Here is a 7,022-nt window from a genome sequence, read left to right on the forward strand (position 1 = left end):
TTATATCTATTGCCATTGCGGTGGTTTATTTGTTGGTGGTTTTTTTACTGGATCGCCAGGGCCCCCTTCTTCCACCACCTCCCGAGGCCCTCGGCGGGGCGGTAACTGTTGCACCTGCTGTTTCAGCGGTTCCACAACCCGAGCCAGGGCTTCTTCAAGGAAGCGTTTGAGATCAAGGTCGCGCCGCTCTAGGTCGTATTGCTCGCGAACAACAGCAGCTATTCCGCCATCGCCCCAGTCTTGTTGTTGGCGGAAATAGCTGATGAAGCTTTTACCGGCTAAGCGGGTTAGCCAAGCACCGGTAACAGCTTGGATTGCCTTCGAGGCGAGCAATGCGGGCAGGTTTAAACCCATGGCAGTGCCAATCAATCCGGCCCCCCCCTTCACCAGGCCAAGGCTGCCTAAGGTTCGCCCCAGGGATAGGGCTAATTGTTGTCCCTGATTTTTGCTCATGGTTACTCCATAAATCTGGCCAATTTCAACAACCATCTGGGCATTTACTGCGGCCGTTGCAAGCAAATCAAGCCCTGGCAGGGGGGTTAAGGCGATGGCACCAGCGCCAATCCAGCCATAGCGTTCAACAATTTGCATTGATTCTCGATAACGCTGTTTGTCAAGAAGCTCTTCTGAAATCGCTGAAAGACGACTGCTTTGCAAAAGAATGTTGTCGGCAAGTAAATCTTCTCCCTCCTCGCGGAGCAGTTGGGCCAATCTGTTTAAAAGTCGATTGATTTCTGCGGCTGGCTGCAGTGGTTTTCCACCAGGTTGGGGAATTGATTGCGGCGCACCACTGGCACTTACAACATCATCATTTCTAATTAATCCGCTGCAGCGAACGCGTAATAAATGCAGTAAACGCTGTTCTTCACTTTCGCCACGAAGATCACATTTATTTAACACTAAAAGCATACGCTTTCCCATTTGAGCGAGTGATTGTAACACTTCAAATTCACTAGATCGGAGATCACTATCAACAACAAATACCAATAAATCTCCGCGAGTGGCTTCAGCCCTAGCCTGCTGCTCTCGCTCTAGGCCAATGGCTCCTGATTCAAGAATGCCAGGGGTATCGCGCAATTGAATTGATCGTTGCATGCCCTGTAGGCGCATGAAATAGTTTGTGCTGATCTTTGTACTACCCATTACCGCACCAACCTCACCAATTCGATCATTTAAAAGGGCGCGAATTAATGAAGTTTTACCGCTAGATCCACTGCCGAAAAATACAACTATTAAGTCACCCTTTTTAAGGTATGTCTCAACTTCTAGGCGGCGTTTTAGTAATGCTTCTCTGGCAACCAGATCCTTAAGTTGAGTTAATTGTTGATCCAGGGCGTTGAGATTTTGTTGCGCGGCTTCGCCGCGGTTTGATGCTGCCTTGGGTAATTCTAATTTTGAATTTCTTAGCCTTGGTGCCAACCATGGCTTTAACAGTGGATAAATTGAAAGAACGATTGCTGCAACGAGAAGTAATAATGTGGGACCAACCAACCAACTCGGTAACCAATAGCTTAATTGCCAAAGCAAACTATTAACAGCTTGCAAAACAATTGAGAGAATAACGATGGCAAGTAATAAACCAACCACCAGAAGCCATGGCCGAGGTGCTTTCATCAACGGGCTTCAGCGTTTGTGCTGCCTCTACCGGCGCTGCGAATGATATCGGCCCAAAGTTGGGCTGCTAAAGCACTGCTTGCTGCCGTGGGAGTGCTGTTATCGTTGCCCAGCCAAATTCCCATCACCCAGTGGCGGCTGGGTTCAAAGCCAATAAAAAGTAGATCTCGCCCATCATTGGTGGTGCCAGTTTTGCCACCCTCTGCCCCCCCAAGGGAAGCTGCATTACCAGTGCCCCACTGCACCACCCCCCTCAGTAAAGCTTGCATTAATTGAGCTTGCTTCACACTTACTACCCGGCGATTATTCGATCTGGTTTGGGATGGTTGGCGGCAAGCCTTACCTGAATTTGCACAGGGTTCAGCATCCGTGAGCCTTCTGATCGTGGTTGGTTGTTGCCAAATACCGTTATTGGCAATGGCTGCGTAGGCAGCTGTCATTTCAATTAGTTTGGTTTCGCTTTGGCCCAACACCAAACCAGGAACAGCTGCTAGCGGTGTTGTGATGCCAAGATCACGGGCTTTTTTAACTACAGCATCTAATCCGTAACGGCGACCTAATCTCAAAGCTGCTGTGTTACTACTACTGGCAAAGGCTTGGCTTAAGGCCAAACTGCCAGCGCAGCCAGCCGTAAAACTTTGGCCACCCCAATCTAGGGGTGCACAACTAACAGCATCATCTGGTTTTAAGCCCCGCTCAAGGGCTACCAAGTAAGTCATTAATTTAAAAGTGCTACCCGGTTGCCTAAGGGCTTGGGTGGCCCGGTTGAATTGACTTGTGTTGTAATCCCTTCCACCAACCAAGCTCAATACGGCCCCGTTACGGCTATCGATCACTACAACAGCCCCCTGTTCCACACCCCAACCATTGCCGGGTTGCAGGTATTCGCGCAATTTTGTTTCCACTACTTCTTGAAGCACTGGATCTAGATTTGTATCAACAAGGAAATTTCCCTCGCCAGCAACCTCTGAACCAAGCAAATTCTCTAGATCACGATATACCTGATCTGAATAAAAGGGAGCGGGCTTGCGCTCCCTTGCGGCGCATGCCCGCGCGGCCAAAACCACAGGGGTGCGTCTAGCACGACGGACCACATCGTTTGCAACAACACCCTCAGCCGCCATCTTTGTTAGCACCCCATTGCGGGCGCTCAGGGCATCTTGGGGAAAGGCACATGGATCATTGCCATTTGGTGAAGGCAGTAAGCCAACCAGTAGTGCCGCTTGTTCTAATGATAGATCTTTAGCTGCTCTATTGAAATATAATTGAGCAGCATCTTCAAAGCCCCAACCAACACCTAAGTATACTCTATTTAAATAACTTAGCAGTAAATCCCGTTTACTGAATCGTGCCTCTAGTTGCAATGCAACCATTAATTCTCTCCATTTCCTACCTAGGGTTTCGCCTTGGCCCACCTGTTCGGGATATAAACTTCTGGCTAATTGTTGGGTGAGAGTACTGCCGCCTTCAAGTACTTTGCCGCCGAGTAAATTTGTTAATAAAGCCCTTAATGTGCCGATGGGATCAATGCCTGGATGCCACCAAAAACGATTATCTTCGCTGGCAAGAAGTGCTTTAATTAAATGAGGTGAAAAACTATTTAATCCAGATAATTCTTGGTGTCCACTGCTATTTGAGCTTGATAGGGGACGATTATTGCGATCGTAAAGAACCATCGGACCACGAACAGGAGCTAAGCTGCCCCTTACGGGCACACTCACGCTGCCAATAACGAGCAAAAGTAATCCAAATAACCCTGTTCCGAGGGATGCAATGCTAAAAATTTTAAACCCTTTATTTATCCAGGGTCGAACATTCAGTTGACGAAATTCTATTTCTGGTACATTTTCTGCAGATGCTGGTCCTAAGCGAATTAGATCTCCATTTTGCAATTTAATTGTTTCGATTGAACAACCCTGCCAGCTAAGGCCATTGGTTGAACCATTATCTCTGAGATGCCAGTGGCGACCTTTTAGCTCAAGTAAAGCGTGGCGCTTTGATACGGCAGGGTGATTAACAACTATCTCTCCATCGCAATCACGGCCAATTCGATATATCTGCCCATATAAAGGGTGGCAAATGCTCGCTTCTCCATGTTGATGAATCCAAAGTTCCGCCAGGTTCATCAATTCCGCCTCAAGTTATTAATCAACAGTGAAAGCACAGCTAAATTAATAGCTACATCAGCAAGATTAAAAACAGGAAAGCTAATTGGCACAAAATCAAGAAAGTCCACAACTGCCCCAAGCCGCCACCTATCTAATCCGTTGCCGATTGTTCCTCCCAATAGCCAGCCCACCGCCAAAAGTTGCAGCAAGCGCCACTGGCTTCCCCTGCGCCATAGCCATAGCAGCAAAAAAATCGCAACGCCAAAGCTGATTAAGCCAAGCCAGGCAGCCCCTTGGGGAAACAAGCTGAAGGCGGCTCCGTTGTTCCATACCAGGCGCAAATCAATCAAACCAGGGAACAAAACCGCCTCCCTACCCGCCCCCAAATTGCGTAGCACCCAATACTTACTCCACTGATCCAGCAGTACTACGCCAATTGCAAGGCCAATGCTGATGCGTCGCCCTTTTAAAAGCTTGTTCACCGGTTTACCAGCAATAGAGGCCGCAGCAACCTGGCCATCACTCCAACAACACAACAGAGCAACAACTGGGCCGGAAGGGGCATCAGGCTGTAGGTAATCAGCAGCTGGGGCAGGCTCTCTCCCCAGCGGCGGGCGAGGCTACCCAAACCCAAATTAAGTAACCCGCATAGCTGGATTGTGAGAACTCCGAGGCAGGCAGTGCCAGTTAAATGCTCGAGGGAGTCCATACCTGGCTGTTTTGCTAAACGTCCGCATAACCAGGCTGCTGGTATGAAACCAGCCAGGTATCCGAATGAAGGTTGTTGCAGGTAAGCAAGGCCTCCGCCCTCTTGAAAAACAGGTATTACGCTGAGCCCAAGGCTTAGGTAGGCCACCGCAGCAAGCATTCCCGATCGGGGGCCGCACACAAGTGCCGTTAGTAGTAAAGCGGGCACCTGGGCCGTTATTGGTAAATCATGGAAGCCGAAACCAGCCTGGGGACTCCACCAAGGCATAGCCGGTTGGAGCAATCCACCGGTGAGAATAAGCAGAAGCCCAACTAAGGCTCCCCACCAGTTCAAGAGGGCGCGCAAGCTCAACCCATGTAATTGCCGCCATCCTGCACCACTCCAAGGATCTCTTCAACATTGACTGACCCATCAGAAGCAATTTTTGCCGTTGGCAGCCTGGTAAAACTCCAGGTTCAACAGCCCTGGTTGAAAACCGCAGCTGCCATGCCCGTACTGCGGCCCGCAGATCTGGTAGACCTAAACGAGCAGGGTGAAGTGGTTGCGATCCATGCGATGCAACAGAGGGCCGTTAAATTCCGTAGGGGTACGTTTTTACTGCCGGTTAGTTCCCTGAGCTCTAACGTTGAGCCCTCTGCCAATGCTGTTTGAGTTCTTTAATCGCAGAGCTGGGTCCGCAAATGCTTAAATTTGCCTTTTGTAGCCAGCGTTGAGCTGCTGCAAGCAATTGAGCTGGTTCTATCCGATCAAGTTTTTTCAAGCAAATTTCGTTGTGATCTGCTGGCAAGCCATAGCTGAGGAGCATTGCTAATCGGTCGGCTCTTTGGCCTCCAGTTTCGCGGCTCAATGCTTCCATCCCTTTTAGTTTTGCAACGGCAAGCTGCAGTTCAGCCTCTGATATCGGAGCTTGAATAATATTTTGCCATTCTGCTAATAGTGCATCTAGGGCTTCGCATGCCCTACCAACAGCACAGGAAAGATGCCAAACCATTGGTGAATTTGATCTACGCATCATCAATTCCACACCAACGTCGTAGGCCAAACCTCGCTCCTCTCGAATCACCTGAAATAGGCGGCAACTCATGCCAACTCCAAGGTGCACTTGAAGCAGCCTAAGCATTAGGGAGTCTGTATTATCAATGCCTACAGTTCGAAAGCCCATCATTAGAACCACCTGCTCAGTGTTGCAAACAACAGAAGCAAAATTAAGTGCTGGCTCTGGATTGGGTTCTGGTGCACTAATTGGTTCATTGTTCCATAGGTTTAATCTCTCTCTGCAGTTTTCAATTAGTTCTGCTGGGGGGTCTCCAGCTAAAACAAGCAGTGCTTTTCTGCATGTTAGCTGTTTAGATGTCTCTAGTAGATTATTTTGTTTAATATTTTTTAGATCTTGCTTGAAGCCAATGGGATCACTGCTATAGGGTCCATCATCAAAAAGTAATGGCTTTAATTTGTCATTGCATAGCTGAAAAGGATCCTCCTGAAGTCTTTTCAGCATCTGAATATTAAGATCTCGTTCTAAATTTATCTGCTCTTCATTGCAATGGGGGCTTTCAAGCATTGCAAGTATTAATGGCACCATTGAATTTGCATCAATTCGATTGCATTTGAGTGCAATAACAAGCAGGTCTTCTCCGGCTTCACAGCGTAAATTTGCGCCATGGCTTTCCACGAAACTTGCGAATTTTTCAGCATTGAATTCTGCGCAGCCGCGCGTTAGCACTCCAGCTAGGAGCTGCTGACGACCCTTCATGCCAATCGGGTCGAGGATGCTGCCTAGGGGTAAAACAATTCGAGCCGAAAGGATTGGAGCCCCTGGTTGATGGATCAGCTCAACTGATTTCATGGCTGAATTGTTGTTGGGAATTTGTTCATGCGGGGATTAGTTCAAGCAGGGATTACTTCAAGCAGGCAGGCGGATTGCAAATCCCAGCGGCCTGAAAGGGCTTGAAGCCTTGTTAAATCCCATTCCTCAAGCCATCGCAATGGTTGATCCAATGCACATAGGCGCCTTTGCAGGCTCGCTTGCCCCAGGTGATGGGTTACTTGACTGATCGCTTCAAGGCCAAAGGTATAGCCATTTGCCACCATGCGTTTTGAGCGCTCAAGTTCAAGCTTGCCAAGTCCCTCCTGGGCTTCTTGAAGCAACTTTTGCAATTCCAATCGAACCTTTGATAGGTGTTCCAGATCGGTAACCGCCTCAAGGATCACCAAACTGCCCCGCTCTAGGGGATGAACCTCCACATCGATTGATTCAACCAACTGAAGCTCTTCTCGCAGATGTTTTACCAGCCTGGATGAGCGGCCCTCAGCAAGGGCACTGGCCCAAAGGTCTATGCCCATTAGGGCTTGGGGATCTGAGGCCGGAGGTGCGGGCCATGCCACTAGGAGTCGAGCCGATTCCAAACGGGGTACACGCAACAAATGCTCCCCCGGTTGCCAAAACAACAACAAATCATCTGGTGTGTCCACTGCAGAGCCAGGATCAAGGCTGCCCATTGGTCCAGCACCTAGCCAGCTCAACAACTTTTCTGGATCAAAACAGCCGCCTACGGCGATGCTGCAGTTTGCCGCCTTGTAGTGACGTTGCT

At 49.0% G+C, this 7,022-nt stretch carries 7 protein-coding genes; 1 reads left to right on the forward strand and 6 read right to left on the reverse strand.

Annotated features, from left to right (window positions below):
• Positions 1-6 precede the first annotated feature (6 nt).
• The 4 genes from KBY68_RS01585 to KBY68_RS01600 are packed head-to-tail and all read right to left on the reverse strand — an operon-like array spanning position 7 to position 4,776.
• Positions 7-1,614 (reverse strand): YcjF family protein, encoded by a 1,608-nt coding sequence (locus KBY68_RS01585; protein WP_255095646.1) that lies wholly within the window; start codon positions 1,612-1,614, stop codon positions 7-9.
• The gene (locus KBY68_RS01590; RefSeq protein ID WP_255095647.1) at positions 1,614-3,740 is read right to left on the reverse strand and encodes a transglycosylase domain-containing protein; all 2,127 of its coding nucleotides are present in this window, start codon (positions 3,738-3,740) and stop codon (positions 1,614-1,616) included. The genes KBY68_RS01585 and KBY68_RS01590 overlap by 1 nt, the downstream gene beginning before the upstream one ends.
• On the reverse strand, positions 3,740-4,204 hold the full coding sequence (gene lspA, locus KBY68_RS01595; protein WP_255095648.1) for a signal peptidase II: 465 nt from the start codon (positions 4,202-4,204) through the stop codon (positions 3,740-3,742). The genes KBY68_RS01590 and lspA overlap by 1 nt, the downstream gene beginning before the upstream one ends.
• Entirely contained in the window at positions 4,201-4,776 is a 576-nt protein-coding gene (locus KBY68_RS01600) for a biotin transporter BioY (RefSeq protein WP_106498997.1), read from the reverse strand. The genes lspA and KBY68_RS01600 overlap by 4 nt, the downstream gene beginning before the upstream one ends.
• Positions 4,777-4,830: 54 nt before the next feature.
• Between KBY68_RS01600 and KBY68_RS01605 the strand changes: the two genes are divergently transcribed.
• Positions 4,831-5,082, forward strand: a complete 252-nt coding sequence (locus KBY68_RS01605; RefSeq protein ID WP_255095649.1) for an NAD(P)H dehydrogenase assembly family protein — start codon at positions 4,831-4,833, stop codon at positions 5,080-5,082.
• Here the strand turns inward: KBY68_RS01605 and KBY68_RS01610 are convergent.
• Positions 5,051-6,277: a M16 family metallopeptidase gene (locus KBY68_RS01610; RefSeq protein ID WP_255095650.1), complete on the reverse strand. Its 1,227-nt coding sequence runs from the start codon at positions 6,275-6,277 to the stop codon at positions 5,051-5,053. The two genes, KBY68_RS01605 and KBY68_RS01610, sit on opposite strands and share 32 nt — an antisense overlap.
• A gap of 41 nt (positions 6,278-6,318) precedes the next feature.
• Positions 6,319-7,022, reverse strand: a 704-nt coding sequence (locus KBY68_RS01615) for a M16 family metallopeptidase (RefSeq protein WP_255095651.1), incomplete at its 5' end; no start/stop codon positions are given.

Source organism: Synechococcus lacustris Maggiore-St4-Slac (assembly GCF_024345595.1).
GTDB classification, from domain to species: domain Bacteria; phylum Cyanobacteriota; class Cyanobacteriia; order PCC-6307; family Cyanobiaceae; genus Synechococcus_D; species Synechococcus_D lacustris.

Coding starts and splice junctions, on each gene's coding strand:
- KBY68_RS01585 (WP_255095646.1), bottom strand. CDS start 1,614: ATGAAAGCACCTCGGCCATGGCTTCTGGTGGTTGGTTTATTACTTGCC.
- KBY68_RS01590 (WP_255095647.1), bottom strand. CDS start 3,740: ATGAACCTGGCGGAACTTTGGATTCATCAACATGGAGAAGCGAGCATT.
- KBY68_RS01610 (WP_255095650.1), bottom strand. CDS start 6,277: ATGAAATCAGTTGAGCTGATCCATCAACCAGGGGCTCCAATCCTTTCG.